We start from the raw sequence: 17099 nt of genomic DNA on the forward strand, positions 1-17099 counted from the left end.
GGGGCTTGAGCGGAGCTGGAATGGAAAATTTGAATTCAAACAACGATAAAGTGCGAAGCAAAGGCCGCACGGCACGCGAGTGCATCACGGTTGCGCAAGCCCCCCACCGACTGCCTGCCTTGGCGTCTCAGAGGCCTGCAACGCATTGCAATTCAAAGAAATTAGAAGAACTTGCCGTTCTACGACTTCAAGACCATTGCGAAAGGGCCTTCGCCTCGGCAACCATTGCTACGAAGCGGTAAACGCTTTGAGCCAGGACAAGGCACAGGAGGGGAATATGAGGTCCAGAAGCAAAGTCATCGCGGCTTTGAGCGTCGTCTTTATGGCCGGCACCAGCATGGCGGCCGCGGAGCAGGTCACCGTCACCTCATGGGGCGGCGCCTATCAGGACGCGCAGCGCGAAGTGTATTTCACGCCATTCGAAGAGCAGACCGGCATCGATCTCGTGGAAGAGAGCTGGGATGGCGGCATCGGCGTGCTCCGCGCGCAGGTAGAGGGCGGCAACGCCACCTGGGACGTGGTGCAGGTGGAATCGGAAGAGCTGCAGCTCGGCTGCGACGAAGGCCTCTTCGAAGAGCTCGACTGGGACAAGATCGGCGGCAAGGACCGCTATATCGAGGCCGCCGTCAGCCCCTGCGGCGTCGGCGCGATCGTCTACAATTTCGTCCTCGGCTACGACAAGGACGAGATCTCCGAGGCGCCGACGGGGTGGGAAGATTTCTTCGATCTCGACAAATATCCCGGCAAGCGCGCGCTGCGCAACGGGCCGAAGACCAATCTCGAAATCGCGCTGATGGCGGACGGCGTGCCGCCTGCGGAAGTCTATGACGTGCTTGCTACCGACGAGGGCGTGGAGCGCGCCTTCAAGAAGCTCGACACGATCAAATCGGATCTCGTCTTCTGGGAGGCGGGTGCGCAGCCGCCGCAGCTTCTCGCCTCCGGCGAAGTCGCCCTCACCTCGATCTACAACGGCCGCGTCGACGCCGCCAACAAGGCGGACGGGCGCAATTTCGGCATCGTCTGGAACGAGAGCCTCTATACGCTCGATTCCTGGGTCATCCTCGCCGGCTCCAAGAACCTCGACGCCGCCTACAAATATCTCGACTTCGTCGGAGAGGCGGAAAATCAGGCCAAGCTGCCGATGAAGATCGCATACGGCGTCACCAATCCCGATGCGAGCGGCATGATCGCGCCGGAGCGCCTCAAGGAGCTGCCGACCGCGGACGAGAACATGAAGAATGCGCTCAAGATCTCGGATACCTTCTGGCTCGACAACATCGATCGGTTGACCGAGCGCTGGAGCCGCTGGGCCTCTACGAATTAGCGGTCCAATGGCCGAGACAATGCTCGCGGGGCCGCGTCAAACGCGGTCCCTGAAGCGGGATCTGGCGCGCGCCGAACGCAAGCGCAAGCGCAACGCCTTCCTGCTCGTCCTGCCTCTCATCGTCTTCGTCCTCATCTTCTTCGTCGCGCCGATCGCCGGCATGCTGGAGCGGAGCGTCGTCGACACAGACCTCATGGAGACCTGGCCGAAGACGGCCGAGGCCGTGCGGGGCTATGATTGGGAGAAAGACGCCGTGCCCGACGAGGCGGTCTTTTCGGCGCTCGCGCAGGACCTCATCCGCTCCTACGACGACCGCACCGCAGCGGCCGTTGCCCGGCGTCTCAATTACGATATTTCGGGCGGGCGTTCCCTGGTCATGGGAACGGCGAGACAGATCGCGCGGCTCGATCAGCCACCCGCCTCTTGGCGCGACACGCTCATCGAGACAGAGCCGGGTTGGGGCCGCGCCGAAACCTGGGCTGCCGTGCGCCGTGCGGCAGGGCCCCTCACCGATTTCTTCCTCCTGCAGACGGTCGACCGCCAGCGCGACATCGACGGCTCGATCGTGCCGGTGCCGACGGAGCGCGCCGTCTATCTGCAGATCTATGCGCGCACCTTCGCCATCGCGCTCACCGTCACGCTTCTCTGCCTCATGATCGGCTTTCCGATCGCCTTCCTCCTGGCAGGGCTGCGTGAGAACCTCGCCAACCTTCTGATGATCCTGGTCCTTTTGCCGTTCTGGACGCCGCTTCTCGTGCGCACCGCGGCATGGGTCGTGGTCCTGCAGGAACATGGCCTCGTCAACCAGATGCTGCAATTCCTGCATCTGACGAACGGGCCGATCCGCCTCGTCTACAACCGCTCCGGCGTCATCATCTCCATGACCCATGTGCTCCTGCCGTTCATGATCCTGCCGCTCTACGCGGTGATGCGCACGGTGCCGAAAGATTACATGCGTGCCGCCCGCTCGCTTGGCGCGCCGCCCTTCACGGCCTTCCGCCGCGTCTACATTCCGCAGGTGATGCCCGGGATCGCCGCCGGCTCGATCCTCGTCTTCATCATCGCGCTCGGCTATTACATCACACCGGCGCTCGTGGGCGGGGCTGCCGACCAGATGATCTCCTACTACATCGCTTTCTACACCACCGACACGGTGAACTGGGGGCTCGCCGCGGCGCTCGGCACCGGCCTCTTCGCCGCGACGCTCATCCTTTATGCGATCTACAGCCGTCTCGTCGGCGGCGTTCGGGGGGTGATGTGAGCGGCGCTGTCACCGGCACGGAAAAGGCGTGGCGTGTCGTCCTTTATGTGGTGGCGATCGGCGGCTTCTTCTTTCTCGTCGCGCCGATCCTCGCCATCGTGCCCCTCTCCTTCAACGACGGCCAGTTCCTCACCTACCCGCTGCGCGGCGTCTCCCTGCGGTGGTATGAGGACTTCTTCTTCTCCGGCACGTGGATGTCGTCGATCCGCAACAGCCTGATCATCGGCGTCGTCGCCGCCACGATCGCCACCTTTCTCGGCACGCTTGCGGCCGCCGGGCTCTGGCTTGCGGATTTCCCGGGCAAGCGCTTCATCAGCGCCTTCCTGCTCGCTCCGATGATCGTGCCGATGGTGATCTATGCGGTCGGGCTCTACTTCTATTTCGCGCCCTTCGATCTGACGGCGACCTTCACCGGCCTCATCCTGGCTCATGCCGTTCTCGGCACGCCTTTCGTCGTCATCACGGTCACCGCGACGCTTTCCGGCTTCGACCGCACGCTCATCCGCGCGGGCCTCAGCCTCGGGGCGTCGCCGGTCCGCGTGGCCCGAAGCGTCGTCTTTCCGCTGATTGCGCCCGGCGTCATCTTCGGCGGGCTCTTCGCCTTCTCCGTGTCGCTCGAAGAGGTCATCACCGTGCTCTTCATCGGCGGGCCCAACCAGCGGACCCTGCCGCGCGAGATGTTCTCCGGCATCCGCGAAAACATCTCGCCGACGATCGCGGCGGCCGCCACCATCATGATCGTGCTCGCCGTGCTTCTCCTCCTCACCGCGGAGTTTTTGCGCCGGCGCTCCTCGCGGCTGCAGGCGAAAGGCTGAGTCGCGATCAACAGGAACGAGCGTGCCCGAGCGAGCGGATCGCTCGGGCACCGCCCCTCACATGTCGAAAGGCATGCGCAGCTCGATAAGGGCCGCACGGCCGCTGTCGCGGGCACGCCGCAGCGATGCCGGCAGGTCTGAAAGCTTCGACGGGCGTTCGAAGACGAGGCCATAAGCCTTTGCGACAGAGTCAAAATCGGGCGGAGTCGGCTTCACCCCTTCCGGCGCGATGCCGCGCTCGATCATGAACGTCTCGATCTCGCGGAAGCCGAAATTGTTCCAGACGATGAAGATGACGGGCGTTCCGGCATCGATGGCGGAGCCGAGCTCGGCGAGCGAGAATTGCAGACCACCGTCGCCCAGAAGCGCCACGACCGGCCGCTCGGGATCCGCAATCGCGGCGCCGATCGCGGCGGGTACGCCAAAGCCGAGAGCGCCGAAGCCGGTTGCGGAATTGAACCAGCCTGCGGGCGTATCGATGTCGCAATAAAGATTGCCGGCATAGACGGGCTGCGTGCTGTCGCCGACGAAAAGGGCGCCCGGCAACGTCTCGCGGATCACATCGAGGATCGCGACCTCTCCCCGATAGGCGTCTCCGATTTCTTCGAAGGCTGCCGCTCGGAGCCTGCACGCCATGTCACGACCGCTTCGCTCGCCGCCGATCTTTGCCGCGCCGAGAGCACCGCAAAGCTCGACCGCGGTGGCGCGCGCATCTCCGAGAATCGCCATCTCGGCATGCGGCCCGCGAGCGAGCTGACCCGCATCGATATCGACACGCACGAGCCCTTCGAGAGCGGGAAAGCCGCCGTCCTCATAGACGTCGAAATCCGTCGGTCCCATCTCGGTACCGAGCGCCAGGACCGCATCGCATTCGGCCAGGAAGGCGCGCACGGCTTTGAGGCTCGGGCTTGCCGGCACGCGCAAGGGGTGGCCGGCGAGAAGCCCGCGCGCATTCGCCGTCGTCACCACGGGCGCGTCGAGGCGTTCCGCCAGCGCTGTCACGTCGTCGTTGGCGCGTCTTGCCCCTCCACCCACGATGATCGCCGGCCGCCGCGCCTCGGACAACAGACGCGCAGCCGCTTCAAGCTCGCCCCGCCCGGGATGCGGATGTGACGGCAGGGCCGGCACGCGAGCCGGAAGCGCCGCAACCCTCTCCTGCATGACATCGACGGGAATCTCGATATGGACCGGTCCCGGCCGGCCGGAATTGAGGATCGCGAAAGCGCGCGCCATGACGCCCGGAAGATCGGAGGCCGACAGAAGCGTGTGGGAGAAGAGCGCGAAGCTTGCCATCATCGCGCGCTGATCCGGCAATTCGTGCAATGCGCCGCGGCCATGGCCAAGCGACCCACGGCGGCCGACGCCGGAAATCACGAGCATCGGGACGGAATCGGCTCGGGCCTGCGCCATCGCCGTGATGGTATTTGTCAGGCCCGGCCCGGTGATGACGAGGCAGACGCCGGGCTTGCCGCTGACCCTGGCATAGCCGTCCGCCATGAAGCCTGCGCCCTGCTCGTGGCGCGGCGTCACGTGTCGGACCTTCGAGCCGGCAAGTCCGCGGTAGAGCTCGGCCGTATGGACACCGGGAATGCCGAAGACGACGTCAACGTCGTACTTTTCGAGAAGCGCGATCAGCGCCTCGCCCGTGCTTGCTTCCATCGCGTCTTGCGTCATCCCAGCGTTCATGCCCAACCGCCTGCCCTTTTCGGTGCCACCGCATTCGCGGCGAAGCGGGCAATGCGCGCACAGGCCTCTTCCATCCGCTCGTCGGGCACGGTCAGGCTCACACGCACGAAGCCGCGCGCTTCCTCGCCGAACGAGGCCCCCGGCATGACCGCCACACCTTCGCTCTCCAGGAGCCCCCAGGCAAAATCCTCGCCGGTCAGGCCGCTGTCGCGCACGTCGAGCAGAATGAACATGCCACCCTCCGGCATGATCGGGCGCGCACCGGCCGTATTCCCGAGGAAGGTCGTCACGAATTGCGCCCGGCGGTGATACGCCTCGCGCATCCGTGCTGCCGCGGGCGACGGGCGTGACAAAGCATAGGCCGTCATATCGGCGATAAAGGGCTGGCCGCCGAAAAGCATCGTCTCGGAAACCGGCAGAAGCCGCTCGCAGAACTCCTGCGGCCCCACCGCCCAGCCGCTGCGGAAACCCGGGGCGGCATGCGATTTGGAAATCGAGGCGACTGCGATGGTGCACTCCGCGAGTTCGGGAATGTCGAAAGGCGAGGCAAATGCGCCTTCGAAGACGAGCTCCTCATAGACCTCGTCAGAGACGATCCAGAGATCGTGGCGGCGGCAGACCTCGCCGATCGCTTTCAGCTCGTCGCGGCTCAGAACGGCACCCGTCGGATTGTGCGGCGAGTTGAGAAGGAGGACACGGCAGCGCGGCGTGATCGCCTTTTCGAGATCCGCCGGGTCAAGATGAAAGCGGTTGCGTGCATAAAGCGGCACGGAGCGCAGCTCAGCTCCATTTGCCCGGATAACCCCTTCGTAGGTCGCGTAGAGCGGATCGGCGACAAGGACCTCGTCGCCCGTTTCGACGAGCCCGGTCATCACCGCGAAGAGCGCCGTCTGGGTACCCGGAAAGCACAGAACGTTTTCCGGCGTGACCGTACGTCCGGACCTTCTTGTGTATTTCTCTGCCAGGACGTCGAGGAGCGCCGGATCGCCACGCCCGGCCGAATAGCGCGTGCGGCCGGCATGCATGGCGCGGCTGCATTCGTCCAAGAGCTCCTTCTCCGGCGGGATATCAGGCTCTCCGATCGTCAACTCCAAAACCTCGGCACCTTCTGCCGCCATGGCCCGGGCGCGGAAGTGGACGGCCCATTTGCCCGAGCCGAGATCGGCGAGCCGCTCCGTGATGGAGGCGTAGCGCATGTCGTTTCTACCTTCTGGTTGAAGTTAAGGCTGACTTGTTGGTGTCATGACTGAGCGAGGCTGAGGCCCAGGAGAGCCTCGACGGCTTCGACACCGGCAGCGACCAATTCGTCATCGGCGAACATGTCTTCCGCCAGGCAGCGCTCGACCCAAAGCCCATCGATGACGGCATTGATCTGGATCGCGAGGCGCACACGCTCCGCGGTCTCCGCTTCGCGTCCGATTTCGGCGAACAAGGAGGCAATGAGGTCCTCCAGCTCGCGGCGAAACTGCAGATAGCCGGCCCGGTGAATTGCCGCCATGGCGGGATCGACATGGATGAGACTGATGAACGTCGCCCAGAGCGACAAGGCGCGCGGATCGGCGACCGGGGGCGTCAAATTGGCGGCAATGAAGTGGCGCAGCCGGCCTTTCGCGTCGCCCTCGGTGTCGGCGACTGCGGCTTTCGCGGCTTCCGTCATCCCCTCCATGACGGATTGATAGGCCGCTTCGATCAGCTGAGTCTTGCCGGAGAAATAATGCCGGATGAGGCCATTGGTGACGCCGGCGCGGGCCGCGACCTCGCGCACGGTGATCCCCTTGAGGCCCTTCTCGGCGATGAGATCGAGCGTCGCCTGGATCAAGGCATGGCGCCGCTCGTCCTGCGTCCCACGCCTGAAGCTTCGCCGGGTCATGGGGCCCGACCGCTTGCCGGAAGGCTCCGAGACCTCGCCACCGGCGGGCGCGCTATCGCCGTCACGAGCCGCCCCATCCTGGGTGAAGAGCGCAATTTTATCCGTCCGGTACATGTCGATTTCGGCGAATCCACCGCCGCCCGTTTGGCCATGAGTACATTTATGCACTTGCATAACTATCGTGCAAGTGTATCAATTCGGCCCTCGGCTTCGGTCGCGACACACTCCGATCTCTCACGAAAGGAATGGACCAATCACTGGCTTCTCGAACGCGCTCATATGGGCCTCGCGGCGGTTTCGGCATTTGACGCCGCCCCGGTTTGAAGATCTGACCCCCGCCTCGAATGCGGCTTGGGGAACAGGCCAGTGATCCAGGAACAAGAGCCAGCAGCGGCCACGACTGCGCCGCCGTCCGCGGAGCGCTCCGAGGTCGTTCGGGTCGAAAACCTGCACAAATCCTTCGGCAGCCTCGAAGTTCTGAAGGGGATTTCGTTCACGGCCCACGAAGGCGACGTGATCGCCATCATCGGCGGCTCGGGATCGGGAAAATCGACGCTTCTTCGCTGCATCAACATGCTGGAGCACCCGACCGCAGGCAGCGTCAGCGTGCACGGCGAAACCATCGCCATGAAGAGCAACGGCGACGGCGGCCTCATGCCCGCCGACCGGCGCCAGGTGCAGCGCATCCGTACGCGTCTCGCCATGGTCTTCCAGAGCTTCAATCTCTGGCAGCACATGACGCTTCTCGGCAACGTCATCGAAGTGCCCGTCCACGTTCTCGGCGTCCCCAGAGGCGAAGCCGTGGAGCGCGCCCGCACTCTCCTCGATCGCGTCGGTCTGAGCGACAAGGAAGACGTCTATCCGGCCTTTCTCTCCGGTGGTCAGCAGCAGCGTGCCGCGATCGCGCGCGCGCTCGCCATTCAGCCGGAGGTGATGCTTTTCGACGAACCCACCTCAGCGCTCGATCCGGAGCTCGTCGGCGAAGTCCTGTCCGTCATTCGCGACCTCGCTCATGAGCGCCGCACGATGGTCCTCGTCACTCACGAGATGAGCTTCGCGCGTGAGGTGGCCAATCACATCATCTTTCTTGCCGACGGCGAGATCGAAGAAGAAGGCCCGCCGGAAGCCATCTTCGACAATCCAAAATCTGAGCGTCTGCAAAAGTTCATCGGATCAATTCAATAGCGGCCACGAGCCGGCGCCTCACGCCGGCCGTCATCGCATCAAGCAAGAAGGGAACTCCTCATGCACCGTATTCTCACACGCCTCGCCGCAGCCGCGGCCGTCGTCGTCCTCGGAGCGGGCGCGGCCAGCGCCGAGACCAAGGTCGGCATCGCGGCCGAACCCTATCCGCCATTCACGGTTCCGGATGCCGCCGGCAATTGGTCCGGATGGGAGATCGAAATCATGGATGCGCTGTGCGAGGAGGCAAAACTCGATTGCACCATCGTGCCGACAGCGTGGGACGGCATCATTCCGGCCCTCACCTCGGGCAAGATCGACATGATCATCGGCTCCATGTCGATCACCGAAGAACGTCTCAAGGTGATCGATTTCAGCGACAAGTACTACAACACACCGACGGCCATCATCGGCCTCAAGGATGTCGAGATCGAGCCGACAAATGAAAGCCTGTCTGGCAAACTTCTCGGCGTGCAGCGCTCGACGATCCATGAGAACTACGTCCACAAGCATTTTCCCGATGCCGAGGTGAAAACCTATCAGACACAGGACGAGGCCAACCAGGATCTCGTGGCCGGCCGCCTCGATGCTGTGCAGGCAGATTCCCTCGCGCTCGCAACCTTCCTGGAATCCGATTCCGGCAAGGCGTGCTGCGACATGAAGGGCGAGGTCGAGCCCGACGAGGAAATTCTCGGACCGGGTGTTGGCGTCGGACTCCGCAAGGGTGACACCGAGCTCAAGGAGAAGCTCAACAAGGCGATTGCCGCGATCCGTGAGAACGGCACCTACGAGAAGATCTCCGAGAAATACTTCGACTTCGACATCTACGGAAAGTGAGCGGCTCGCTCGCAGCTTGGGGAGCGGGCAACCGCCCCTCCCCTTTTCCGCCCGGCTTCTGTCCACGCAGGTCGCTCGGCGCCTGAAAAGGCACGCCGCTTGCTAGAAGCCAGGTGCGGTCACGCGGCCGCGCCAGCATCAATGCGCCACGTCCAACCGTAATGTAATGGGTCCTTTAGAACTTCTTGCTTTTTCTCCGCCCGGCTGGGGCGGAGTCCTCTTGCGCGCTCTCCTGACCTCGCTCGAAGTTGCTGCCGGCGGCTATCTGGTGGGGCTTCTGATCGGCGTCGGTGGCGCTTTCGGAAAGCTCTACGGCGGGCCGATCCTGCGCGATCTCCTCGAAGCCTACACGACGATTATCCGCGCCGTTCCCGAGCTCGTCCTCATCGTCCTCGTCTATTACGCCGGCACCGACCTCTTGAACCGTCTGATGGCAGCGCTTGGCTATGCGCGCCTCGACATCTCGGGCATGGCGGCCGGCATCGCCGTCATCGGCCTCGTCCAGGGCGCCTACTCGACGGAGGTGCTCCGTGGTGCCATCAAGGCCGTACCGGCCGGCCAGATCGAGACCGCGCGCGCTTACGGCATGCCGCCGTTTCTCCTCATGCGCCGCATCACTCTGCCCGCCATGCTTCCGCACGCCATTCCGGGACTTGCCAATCTCTGGCTGATCGCCACCAAGGACACGGCCCTTCTCGCCGTCGTCGGCTTCACGGAACTCACGCTCGCGACGCGGCAGGCCGGCGGGGCAACGCGGGAATACATGCTCTTCTTCTGCGCCGCGGGGCTCCTCTATCTGATGGTGAGCCTCGTCTCGAATGTCGTCATCGCCCTCATCGAGCGTCGGGCAAGGCGCGGCATGCCGGGTTTCTCCTCATGAGGGAAGACAATGCCGAAGCCGTGCATGCCATGGCCGACCTCATCGACCCGCAGAAGGACAGAGAGGCGAAAAGCGAAAACTGGCTGAAGCCGCACCGCATCGTGCTGCTGCTTCTGGCAGCACTCATGGTCGCCCTCATGGCGTTCAATATGCGCTGGGACTGGCTGCCGCTCTATTGGCCGGAAATGCTGGGTGGATTGGGGGTCACGCTCGCCCTTCTCGTCGGCAGCAGCATCCTCGGCTTCGCGATGGCGGTGCCTCTCGGCCTTGCACAAGTCTCGGGGCCCGCACCCTTGGCTTGGGCGGCCCGTGGTTTCTGCACCGTGATCCGCGGCACGCCTCTGCTCTTGCAGCTCTGGCTTCTCTATTATGGGCTCGGCTCGCTGTTTCCCCAGATCCCGTGGATCCGCGGCTCCTTCATCTGGCCTTATCTGCGCGAGGCGTGGCCCTACGCGCTCGCCTCGCTCACCATTTCCTTTGCGGGTTATGAGGGCGAGGTGATGCGCGGGGCGCTTGCCGGCGTGCCGAAAGGTGAGCTCGAAGCCGCCCGCGCTTACGGTATGAGCCGCTTCACCGTGCTACGCCGCATCTGGCTGCCGCGCGCGATCCAGCGCGCTTTGCCGACCTTGAACGGCGAGATCGTGCTGCAATTGAAAGCGACGCCGCTTGTGGCGACGATCACCGTCATCGACCTTTATGCGGTCATCAGCGACGTGCGCCAGGACACCTACATCATCTACGAGCCGCTTCTCTTTCTGGCTTTCATCTATCTCTGCCTGACCGGCCTCCTCGTCGCGGGCTTCCGCCATCTCGAAAACCGAATCCCCACCCGAGGAGTGTGAATGGGTATCGCCCCTGAGCTCAGCAACGATCTGCCCGACATTGTCGCCATGCGGCATGAGCTGCATCGTCACCCTGAGCTCGGCCTCGAAGAGGAATGGACGTCCGCCTACGTGGCCGAGAAACTCCAGGCCCTCGGCTACGAGGTGCATCGCGGGCTTGCGAAGACGGGCGTCGTCGCAACGCTGAAGAACGGCACAGGCAAGCGCGCGGTCGGCCTTCGCGCCGATTTCGACGCCTTACCGATCCAGGAAAAGACCGGCCTTCCCTACCAGAGCGAGATTGCCGATCGCATGCACGCCTGCGGCCATGACGGCCACACCGCCATGCTTCTCGGCGCGGCGAAGCGGCTCGCGGAGCGAAAAAACTTCGACGGCACCGTGCATCTCATTTTTCAGCCGGCGGAGGAGAATTTCGGCGGCGCCAAGATGATGGTCGACGAAGGTCTCTTCGAGCTCTTTCCTTGCGACGCCGTCTTTGCACTTCATAACGAGCCGCAGCTTCCGTTCGGGCAGTTCGCACTCAGAGACGGGCCGATCATGGCGGCCGTCGACGAGGCTCGGATCGTCGTCACAGGCCGCGGGGGCCATGGGGCGCATCCCGAGGGCACGATCGATCCGATCGTTGCCGCCTCTTCCATCGTCATGGCCCTGCAGACGATCGTCGCCCGCAACACGCATCCGATCGATCCCGCCGTCGTCACGGTCGGCTCCATCCATGGCGGCTCGGCGAGCAACATCATCCCTGAGACCGTGGAACTCGTCATCGGCGTCCGCTCTTTCGACGATGCGACGCGCGACCTTCTGGAAGAGAAGATCCGCCTGATCGCGACGCGCCAGGCGGAGAGTTTTGGCGCGCGCGCAGACGTCGACTATCTCCGAAGCTACGACGCCACCATCAACGATCCGGCGGAAACGGACTTCCTCCGCGCCCAGGCGATCCGTTTCGCGGGTGCCGAGAATGTCACCGACCTTGCCCGTCCGTTTATGGGCTCGGAGGATTTTGCCTATATGTTGAAGGCTTGTCCGGGCAGCTATTTCTTTCTGGGGACCGGGCGCGGGCCGGAGGATCCGCCGCTGCATCATCCGGCCTTCGACTTCAACGACGATATTCTGGCGACCGGCGTCGCCTTCTGGACGGAATTCGCCGAAGCCTTTCTGAGCCGGGCCTGAGCACGAGCGCACACCGACGAGATCTCAATGCCGAAAAAGACCGATTTCTACATCAACGGCAGCTGGGTGGCCCCGGCCGAGCCGAACCCGTTTCCCGTCATCGACCCGGCGACCGAAAGTGAGATTGCCGAGATCTCGCTCGGGAGTTCCGCCGATATCGACAAGGCCGTGGCGGCGGCACGGGCCGCCTTTCCGACCTGGAGCGCGACAGACGTCACCGAGCGCATCGCCGTGATCGAACGGCTTCTGACGATCTACCGGGCGCGCGCCGAGGAGATGGCCAAGGCGATCAGCATCGAAATGGGCGCGCCGATGTCGTTCTCACGCGACGAACAGGTCGGCGCCGGCGACTGGCACATCGAGGGCTTTCTGAAAGCCATCCATGAGGTCGAATGGGAGCGGCCGCTGCGTCCGGAGGCGCCGAGCGAACTCATCATCAAGGAGCCGATCGGCGTGTGCGGGCTCATCACGCCGTGGAACTGGCCGATGAACCAGGTGACGCTCAAGGTCGTGCCGGCGCTCCTCACCGGCTGCACGGTCGTGCTGAAGCCATCGGAAATCGCGCCGCTGTCCTCGCTGCTCTTTGCCGAGATGATCGACGAGGCGGGCCTACCGGCCGGTGTCTTCAATCTCGTCAACGGCGACGGGCCGGGCGTCGGCGCGGCGCTGTCCGCCCATCCCGATGTCGACATGATGTCGTTCACCGGCTCCACGCGCGCCGGCACCGCCGTCACCAAAGCCGCCGCCGACACGGTCAAGCGCGTGACGCTGGAACTCGGCGGCAAGACGCCGAACATCCTCTTCGCCGATTGCGATCTCAAATCACAAGTCGAGGGCGGCGTCCGCTTCTGCATGGAAAACACCGGCCAGTCCTGCAACGCGCCGACGCGCATGCTGGTCGAAGCCTCCGTCTACGAGGACGCGATTTCGATCGCCAGGGAGACGGCGGAAAAGGTGACGGTCGGAAACCCCGCCGAGGATGGCGATCACATCGGCCCGCTCGTCTCGCAGACCCAGTTCGACAAGGTGCAGGATCTGATCGGGGCCGGCATTGCGGAAGGGGCGCGTCTCGTCACTGGCGGAACGGGCCGGCCGGCCGGCTTCAATCGCGGCTATTATGCCCGACCGACCGTCTTTGCCGATGTCACGCCCGAGATGCGCATCTGGCGCGAGGAAATCTTCGGACCGGTGCTTGCGATTACGCCGTTCAAGGACGAGGCGGAGGCGATCCGCCTTGCCAACGACACGCCCTACGGCCTCGCCGCCTATCTCAGCACCCAGGACACGGAGCGCGCCCGCCACGTCGCGCTGCAGCTGCGGGCTGGCATGGTGCGTATCAACCGCGCGCCCTTCGCCCAGGGGAGCCCCTTCGGAGGCTACAAGCAATCCGGCAATGGCCGCGAGGGCGGCATTTTCGGTCTGGACGATTTTCTTGAGATCAAGACGGTCGCATTCGGCGACATGCTGCCTTGAGGCCACTGTATTGAATCGGTCTCCGGCCGCAGCCCTTTTGCGACTGCGGCCGCGTGGCGTTTGCCGCCGGCTATCCGACCGAATGCCGGGCCTGCGCCGCCTTTCTGTCCTCCCGCTCCCGCAGAAATTCTTCGACGGAGGTTGGCGTCACGTCCCAGGCTGCGAAGCCTGGCTCCTGGGTCGCGACATTGGGCGCCTCCATTAATTCCACTTCAGTGGAGGTCACCGGTGGTTTCGGCAGCCGCTCCGCGGCCGCCGCCAAACCTTTCCAAATGCCGATCGGCAATGGGACGAGCAAGCGCCGGACACCGACCTCGTCGGCCACGATCCCGACGAGTTCGCGGTAGGTGTACGTGCGCGGTCCGCCCAACTCGTAAGTGCGTGGCTCGGGATCCGGCCCCGCAACCACGATGCGCGCGATCGTCTCGGCCACATCTCCGACGAAGCTCGGCTGCAGCCGCGTCTCTCCACGCCCGAAAAGAGGAAAGACCGGGTATTTCCGCAGAAGATCGGAGAACGTGCAGATGAAGCCGTCCTGCGGACCGAACATGACAGCCGGCCGCACGATGACCGCGTTTCCGAAGGCGCGACGAACCGCGATCTCTCCTGCACCCCGCGCCGCGATGTACCGGGAAGGAGAGTCCGGATCAGCGCCAACGCCAGAGAGCTGGACGAGAAGCGGTACGCCGTGTCGATGCGCCAGAGCAGCAAGCTGTCCCGCCGCCTCCACATGGATGTCGCGGAAGGTCTTGCCACCACGCTCCACATAAAGACTGACGGCGTTGACGACGGCACCTGCGCCCTCGACAAGCCTTGCCACATCCTCCGGCCGCTCGATGTCGCCTTCCACGACGTTGAGCCCGGCCGGCCTTCCGAGGAGATCGGTGATTTTGTTCGGATGGCGGGAGACCGCCCGCACGCTCCTGCCCTTTTCCAGCAGGCGCCGGCAGATCCGGTGCCCGAGAAAACCGCCGCCGCCAAAAACGACGACGGGTGCTTCTTTGCCTGCAAAGGTGCCATCTTCGGGCATGCCGATCCTCCCCGCCACGAACTTCGTCTTGGGGAGCACAACTGCCGATGACGGACTTTGCTCCCTGCGCAATTGCCACATCCGATGACGGCGTCCAAGCAAATGGCCACATAGGTGGTTTCCAGGCTCGTCTGGACGGATGATGCTGATCGATCGGCAAAGTGGGCTGTTCATCGCCCCGTCGGAGCTTAAAGTGGGTTCATCGCCCGCAGAATTTTGTCGATGAACACCTCCCCCCTTCCCGACCGTCTCGCCGGCTGGCTGCTGATCGCCACATGCTTTTTCGTCTTCCTGGCGCAGTGGTCGGGCGAAAGCATCCTGGTCGGCGCGGAGATCGTCACCGTCATTCCTGCCGTGCTTCTTTTGGCACGCCGCACGGGTCGTATGCAGACCGTCTTCCTTTCGGTCGGATGCATCCTCTTCGCCGTGACGCTTGCAACCCGGGCCGACTGGCTGACGCTCACCGCATCGGCCTTGAAAACGACGGCCTTCATCGCCGCCTTTTTCACCGCGACGACCGCGCTCCGTTACGCCGCCACGAGTTCCCCTGCGGTCATCGAATGCGGCCGCCTTCTCGCCGAGCAGCCTCCGGGCCGGCGTTACGGTGCGCTAACAACCGGCGGACATCTCTTCACACTCGTCCTCAATTACGGCTCGATCGCGCTTCTCGGGGCGCTCGCGGAAGAGAGCTCGCGGCGGGAAGACAACCCGCACATCCGCGCAATTCGCCTGCGCCGCATGCTGCTTGCCATTCAGCGTGGCTTCGCCTCCGCCCTCACCTGGTCGCCGCTCGCCTTCGCCACGGCGATCTCGATCTCGTTCGTGCCGGATACGACGTGGAAGGAGATTCTGGGGCCGAGCCTCGTCAGCTCCCTCATCCTGGCCGTAGGTGGCTGGCTTCTCGACACTCTCATCAAGCCCAAAGTCTCGGCCTCACCGTCGACGCCCGTGGTGACGGAGTTGAGCTGGACCAGCATCTGGCCGCTTCCCGTCCTTCTCGTGGTGCTCGGGGTGAGCGTCGGCGGCATTCATCTCGCCACGGGCGTGCGGGCGACCGCCGCCGTCATTCTGGTTGTGCCGATCATCTCGCTCGCCTGGATCGCCTTTCAGAACAGGGATGATGCCCCGATGCGCCACGTGCGCGAGCGCACCGGCCTCTTCGTGACACGCCAGCTCCTCGGCTACCGCAACGAGCTCGTCCTCCTCACCATGGCCGGCTTCATCGGCGGCCTTGGGGGACATCTTCTGAGCCCGTTCGTCCTCGGCGCCGGCTTCGATCTGTCTTCGCTTCCGGGCTGGCTGCTTCTCATCGGGCTTCTCTGGATCATTCCGGCCGCCGGCCAGCTCGGCATGAACCCGATCCTGGCCGTCTCGCTGATCGCGCCCCTCCTTCCTGAAGCCAGAGAGGTCGGGATCGACCCAAGCGATATCGCCGTGGCGATGACCGCCGGCTGGGCCCTTGCGGCCGCAAGTTCGCCCTTTACCGCAAGCACCCTCGTCGTGGGCGGTTTCGGCAGTGTCACCGCCCGTTATGTCGGGCTGGTCTGGAACGGCCTTTATGTCGTCGTGACGGGGCTCGCGCTCTCGGCCTGGGTCGCCTTTCTCGCATTCTGGTGAGCAAGCGCCTGGCGCGCACGGTCCGTGCGGGCGATCGGTGCACCTCACGCGGTGACGGAAATGACGTCCTCGTCCTTGAAACCGACCCGCAGCGTCTCCCCCGGCTGCGGCGGAGCGGAGCGACGGTCGTTGAAGAGATCAACATGGAGACGCGTATCGCCGACGGCGACCCCGATGCGGATCACCGAGCCGAGGAAGCTCACCGCTTCGACACGGGCATTGAGGCAGATGCCGTCATCGGCTCCGTTGACGAGGTTGAGCGCCTCGGGGCGGAGCGCCAGCACGATCGGCTCCCCGTCACGGGCGGTCGCCGGGAGCTTTCTCAGGACCACGGATTGCTCACCGATCGCCACTTCCTGCGCAGCAGCGTTTTTCACCCTCGCCTCGACACGGTTGAGCGTGCCGACGAAGTTGGCGACGAAAGGCGTTGCCGGCCGGTTGTAGACCTCGAACGGCGCGCCAGCCTGTTCGATGCGCCCGGAATTCATGACCACGATCCGGTCGGAGATCGACAGCGCCTCCTCCTGATCGTGCGTCACGAAGATCGTGGTGATGCCGAGCTCGCGTTGAATGTTGCGGATCTGCTCACGCAGCGACACGCGGATTTTCGCATCGAGTGCGGAGAGCGGTTCGTCGAGAAGCAACATCCGTGGGCTCGGCGCGAGTGCGCGGGCAAGCGCCACGCGCTGCTGCTGGCCGCCGGACAGCTCGAACGCATAGCGCCGGCCGAGATCCGGCAGACCGATGAGCTCCAGCATCTCGGCCACACGCTCGCGCGCCTTCGCCCGCGTCACGCCGGCGACCTTCAGCCCGAAGCCGATATTGTCCCTCACATTCAGATTCGGAAAAAGCGCGTAAGACTGGAAAACCATTCCCACATTTCGCTGCGAGGGCTTCAGGTGGGTGATCTCCCGCCCGTCGGCAAAGATGCGGCCCTTCGTGGGTTTTTCGAAACCCGCGATCATGCGCAGCACCGTTGTCTTGCCGCATCCGGACGGACCGAGCAGCGAGACAAACTCGCCGCTGTTGAACGAGAGATCCAGGTCCTTGATCACCGTATTGGTGCCAAAGGTCTTGGTGATCGCTTCGAGATTGAGAAATTCTTCGGCCAT

General features: G+C 64.2%; 15 protein-coding genes. 10 read left to right on the plus strand and 5 right to left on the minus strand.

Going from position 1 to position 17099, the window contains the following annotated elements:
- Window positions 1–277 precede the first annotated feature (277 nt).
- The 3 genes from ACK8CP_RS08210 to ACK8CP_RS08220 are packed head-to-tail and all read left to right on the plus strand — an operon-like array spanning window position 278 to window position 3400.
- Entirely contained in the window at window positions 278–1324 is a 1047-nt protein-coding gene (locus ACK8CP_RS08210) for an ABC transporter substrate-binding protein (RefSeq protein ID WP_414833936.1), read from the plus strand.
- A gap of 7 nt (window positions 1325–1331) precedes the next feature.
- On the plus strand, window positions 1332–2585 hold the full coding sequence (locus ACK8CP_RS08215) for an ABC transporter permease (protein ID WP_414833937.1): 1254 nt from the start codon (window positions 1332–1334) through the stop codon (window positions 2583–2585).
- Window positions 2582–3400: an ABC transporter permease gene (locus tag ACK8CP_RS08220; RefSeq protein WP_414833938.1), complete on the plus strand. Its 819-nt coding sequence runs from the start codon at window positions 2582–2584 to the stop codon at window positions 3398–3400. The genes ACK8CP_RS08215 and ACK8CP_RS08220 overlap by 4 nt, the downstream gene beginning before the upstream one ends.
- A gap of 57 nt (window positions 3401–3457) precedes the next feature.
- Here the strand turns inward: ACK8CP_RS08220 and ACK8CP_RS08225 are convergent, their stop codons facing one another.
- The 3 genes from ACK8CP_RS08225 to ACK8CP_RS08235 are packed head-to-tail and all read right to left on the minus strand — an operon-like array spanning window position 3458 to window position 6956.
- Window positions 3458–5086 (minus strand): 5-guanidino-2-oxopentanoate decarboxylase, encoded by a 1629-nt coding sequence (locus ACK8CP_RS08225; RefSeq protein WP_414833939.1) that lies wholly within the window; start codon window positions 5084–5086, stop codon window positions 3458–3460.
- On the minus strand, window positions 5083–6282 hold the full coding sequence (locus ACK8CP_RS08230; RefSeq protein WP_414833940.1) for a pyridoxal phosphate-dependent aminotransferase: 1200 nt from the start codon (window positions 6280–6282) through the stop codon (window positions 5083–5085). The genes ACK8CP_RS08225 and ACK8CP_RS08230 overlap by 4 nt, the downstream gene beginning before the upstream one ends.
- Window positions 6283–6326: 44 nt before the next feature.
- Window positions 6327–6956: a TetR family transcriptional regulator C-terminal domain-containing protein gene (locus tag ACK8CP_RS08235; protein ID WP_414834218.1), complete on the minus strand. Its 630-nt coding sequence runs from the start codon at window positions 6954–6956 to the stop codon at window positions 6327–6329.
- Between the two features lie 447 nt (window positions 6957–7403).
- Here ACK8CP_RS08235 and ACK8CP_RS08240 point away from each other — a divergent pair, with 447 nt between their 5' ends.
- The 6 genes from ACK8CP_RS08240 to ACK8CP_RS08265 all read left to right on the plus strand — a co-directional run bounded on the left by ACK8CP_RS08240 (window position 7404) and on the right by ACK8CP_RS08265 (window position 13340).
- A complete protein-coding gene (locus ACK8CP_RS08240; protein WP_234629286.1) occupies window positions 7404–8141 on the plus strand; it encodes an ATP-binding cassette domain-containing protein in 738 nt (245 codons plus the stop codon).
- Between the two features lie 60 nt (window positions 8142–8201).
- Window positions 8202–8975: a transporter substrate-binding domain-containing protein gene (locus tag ACK8CP_RS08245; RefSeq protein WP_234627514.1), complete on the plus strand. Its 774-nt coding sequence runs from the start codon at window positions 8202–8204 to the stop codon at window positions 8973–8975.
- A gap of 166 nt (window positions 8976–9141) precedes the next feature.
- The gene (locus ACK8CP_RS08250; RefSeq protein WP_414833941.1) at window positions 9142–9855 is read left to right on the plus strand and encodes an ABC transporter permease; all 714 of its coding nucleotides are present in this window, start codon (window positions 9142–9144) and stop codon (window positions 9853–9855) included.
- 29 nt (window positions 9856–9884) lie between these two features.
- Window positions 9885–10697 (plus strand): ABC transporter permease, encoded by an 813-nt coding sequence (locus tag ACK8CP_RS08255; RefSeq protein ID WP_234629285.1) that lies wholly within the window; start codon window positions 9885–9887, stop codon window positions 10695–10697.
- Entirely contained in the window at window positions 10698–11867 is a 1170-nt protein-coding gene (locus ACK8CP_RS08260) for a M20 aminoacylase family protein (RefSeq protein ID WP_414833942.1), read from the plus strand.
- Between the two features lie 27 nt (window positions 11868–11894).
- Complete coding sequence (locus ACK8CP_RS08265) at window positions 11895–13340, plus strand: aldehyde dehydrogenase family protein (RefSeq protein ID WP_414833943.1); 1446 nt, start codon at window positions 11895–11897, stop codon at window positions 13338–13340.
- A gap of 70 nt (window positions 13341–13410) precedes the next feature.
- On the opposite strand, the gene ACK8CP_RS08270 is transcribed toward ACK8CP_RS08265, so the two are convergent.
- Window positions 13411–14370 (minus strand): complex I NDUFA9 subunit family protein, encoded by a 960-nt coding sequence (locus ACK8CP_RS08270; RefSeq protein ID WP_414833944.1) that lies wholly within the window; start codon window positions 14368–14370, stop codon window positions 13411–13413.
- A gap of 222 nt (window positions 14371–14592) precedes the next feature.
- Between ACK8CP_RS08270 and ACK8CP_RS08275 the strand changes: the two genes are divergently transcribed.
- On the plus strand, window positions 14593–15987 hold the full coding sequence (locus ACK8CP_RS08275) for a hypothetical protein (RefSeq protein WP_414833945.1): 1395 nt from the start codon (window positions 14593–14595) through the stop codon (window positions 15985–15987).
- A 44-nt stretch (window positions 15988–16031) separates the two neighbouring features.
- On the opposite strand, the gene ACK8CP_RS08280 is transcribed toward ACK8CP_RS08275, so the two are convergent.
- Complete coding sequence (locus ACK8CP_RS08280; protein WP_414833946.1) at window positions 16032–17099, minus strand: ABC transporter ATP-binding protein; 1068 nt, start codon at window positions 17097–17099, stop codon at window positions 16032–16034.

The sequence above is a fragment of the Afifella sp. YEN Y35 genome (assembly GCF_047553465.1).
Taxonomy (GTDB): Bacteria; Pseudomonadota; Alphaproteobacteria; order Rhizobiales; family Afifellaceae; genus Afifella; species Afifella aestuarii.

Coding starts and splice junctions, on each gene's coding strand:
- ACK8CP_RS08210 (WP_414833936.1), top strand. CDS start 278: ATGAGGTCCAGAAGCAAAGTCATCGCGGCTTTGAGCGTCGTCTTTATG.
- ACK8CP_RS08215 (WP_414833937.1), top strand. CDS start 1,332: ATGGCCGAGACAATGCTCGCGGGGCCGCGTCAAACGCGGTCCCTGAAG.
- ACK8CP_RS08225 (WP_414833939.1), bottom strand. CDS start 5,086: ATGAACGCTGGGATGACGCAAGACGCGATGGAAGCAAGCACGGGCGAG.
- ACK8CP_RS08230 (WP_414833940.1), bottom strand. CDS start 6,282: ATGCGCTACGCCTCCATCACGGAGCGGCTCGCCGATCTCGGCTCGGGC.
- ACK8CP_RS08235 (WP_414834218.1), bottom strand. CDS start 6,956: ATGACCCGGCGAAGCTTCAGGCGTGGGACGCAGGACGAGCGGCGCCAT.
- ACK8CP_RS08245 (WP_234627514.1), top strand. CDS start 8,202: ATGCACCGTATTCTCACACGCCTCGCCGCAGCCGCGGCCGTCGTCGTC.
- ACK8CP_RS08250 (WP_414833941.1), top strand. CDS start 9,142: ATGGGTCCTTTAGAACTTCTTGCTTTTTCTCCGCCCGGCTGGGGCGGA.
- ACK8CP_RS08255 (WP_234629285.1), top strand. CDS start 9,885: ATGGCCGACCTCATCGACCCGCAGAAGGACAGAGAGGCGAAAAGCGAA.
- ACK8CP_RS08260 (WP_414833942.1), top strand. CDS start 10,698: ATGGGTATCGCCCCTGAGCTCAGCAACGATCTGCCCGACATTGTCGCC.
- ACK8CP_RS08265 (WP_414833943.1), top strand. CDS start 11,895: ATGCCGAAAAAGACCGATTTCTACATCAACGGCAGCTGGGTGGCCCCG.
- ACK8CP_RS08270 (WP_414833944.1), bottom strand. CDS start 14,370: ATGCCCGAAGATGGCACCTTTGCAGGCAAAGAAGCACCCGTCGTCGTT.
- ACK8CP_RS08275 (WP_414833945.1), top strand. CDS start 14,593: ATGAACACCTCCCCCCTTCCCGACCGTCTCGCCGGCTGGCTGCTGATC.
- ACK8CP_RS08280 (WP_414833946.1), bottom strand. CDS start 17,099: ATGGCCGAAGAATTTCTCAATCTCGAAGCGATCACCAAGACCTTTGGC.